The following is a 1,647-nucleotide window of genomic DNA, read 5'->3' as shown; positions in this document are numbered from 1 at the left end:
CACGCCGCAAACTGCCGGTGTGGTGGAGCACCGGGCGGACGACGTCGCACGCACGGACGACGGCCGCTACGTCGTCGTCCGCGGCCGGCGCTGGCGGGCCACCGACCCGGCGATGCCGGCCGACGTCGCCGCCGTGCTGCGCCGCGAGCTCATGAGCGCGCGGCGGGCCGTGGGCGCCGCCCTGCGGGCGGACGACCCGGACGCCGAGCGCGCCGCCCGCGACCGCGTCCAGGCGGCGAAGCTCGCGCTCGGGGAGCGCGGGACGCCCTGGTGGGAGCAGTCGCCGGACGAGCGCCGGGCGCGGTGGGCGCCCCTGGTGCGGGCGCTGGGGCCGGGCCCGGCGGGCCCGGCCGACGGGCTCAGCCCAGGATCGCCCAGCCGTACTTGAGCATGACGAGCGCCGCGAGGAGCACGAGGAACGCGACGGTCACGAACCAGTCGTTGCCCGCGGCGACGAAGCGGCGCGCCCACGGGCCGGCCGCACCGGGCAGGCGCAGGTGCCCGTCGCGCACGTTGACGCGCGTCAGGCCCGCCCACACGAGCGTCGTCGTCACCGTGATGAGGAGGCACCACGGGCACAGCGCGCCGATGACCGTGTACGCCTGCTGGAACAGCCAGAGCGCGAACACCAGGCCGAGCGTGTAGACGACCTGCGCCGTGAGCATGAACCAGCGCGGGAACCGCACGCCGCCGATCATCGCGACCGCGAGCGTGAGCACCACCGCCTCGGCGGCGATGCCGAGGAACGCGTTCGGGAAGTGCTCGCCCAGCAGGTTCGCCTGCCAGGAGCGGCCGACCGTGCCGCAGCTGATGACGGCGTTGAGGTCGCACGACAGCGACGCGTCGGGGTCGCCCGCGAGCACGACCGCCTCGATCGACAGCACGAACGACGCGTACAGGCCGATCAGCCCGGACACGACCATCTCGATCGCCGTGCGACGGCGCCACGGCAGCGGCGCCGGGCCGGCGTCGAGCGGGTCGTGCGGCGGGAGGTCGAGCGCGTCGTCGTCGAGGTCGCCCTCGAGGTCGGCGTCCAGCTCGTCGTCGTGCGCGGGGTCCACGTCGCGGCCGGGCGGCGTCGTCGCCGTCCGATTCGTCGGGGCGCTGGGCTGCTTCACGGTGTGTCCTCCTGCGCGGCTCACCGGCGGACGTGTCGGGACTGCATGGTGCCACGCCCACCTGGGCGCCGGGCAGACCATCGTCCCGGGCGTGAGACGTCACCGCAGGTGGCGGCTCACGCGGGACGCGGCGCGTACATGATCAGGCCGACCCCGACGAGGCACACGAGCGCGCCCGCGACGTCCCAGCGGTCCGGCCGGAACCCGTCGACGACCATCCCCCACACCAGCGACCCGGCGACGAACACGCCGCCGTACGCCGCGAGGATGCGGCCGAAGTGCGCGTCCGGCTGGAGCGTCGCGACGAACCCGTACAGCCCGAGCGCCACCACACCGGCGCCGATCCACGCCCAGCCGCGGTGCTCCCGCACGCCCTGCCACACGAGCCACGCCCCGCCGATCTCGCACAGCGCGGCGACGACGAACAGGACGAGCGAGCGGGTGAGCGTCATGCCGCGAGCCAACCGCCTCCGCCCGCCCCCGTCCACCACCGCGGTACATGCGTCACGAGTGCGGGTGGTGCACCACC

The 1,647-nt window shown here is 75.3% G+C and carries 3 protein-coding genes; 1 reads left to right on the top strand and 2 read right to left on the bottom strand.

The genetic code is table 11. The annotated features are described in order from the left end of the window. A partial coding sequence (locus ACFUMH_RS19065) for a hypothetical protein (protein WP_378209210.1) occupies positions 1-388 on the top strand: 388 nt, incomplete at its 5' end. Here the strand turns inward: ACFUMH_RS19065 and ACFUMH_RS19060 are convergent. Next, on the bottom strand, positions 360-1,118 hold the full coding sequence (locus ACFUMH_RS19060) for a vitamin K epoxide reductase family protein (RefSeq protein WP_378209208.1): 759 nt from the start codon (positions 1,116-1,118) through the stop codon (positions 360-362). The genes ACFUMH_RS19065 and ACFUMH_RS19060 overlap by 29 nt on opposite strands. Before the next feature lie 116 nt (positions 1,119-1,234). Further along, complete coding sequence (locus ACFUMH_RS19055; protein WP_378209206.1) at positions 1,235-1,570, bottom strand: YnfA family protein; 336 nt, start codon at positions 1,568-1,570, stop codon at positions 1,235-1,237. Positions 1,571-1,647: the final 77 nt, after the last annotated feature.

This window comes from Cellulomonas sp. NPDC057328 (genome assembly GCF_042667215.1).
Taxonomy (GTDB): domain Bacteria; phylum Actinomycetota; class Actinomycetes; order Actinomycetales; family Cellulomonadaceae; genus Cellulomonas.
This window is presented reverse-complemented; position numbering and strand designations above follow the sequence as displayed.

Coding starts and splice junctions, on each gene's coding strand:
- ACFUMH_RS19055 (WP_378209206.1), bottom strand. CDS start 1,570: ATGACGCTCACCCGCTCGCTCGTCCTGTTCGTCGTCGCCGCGCTGTGC.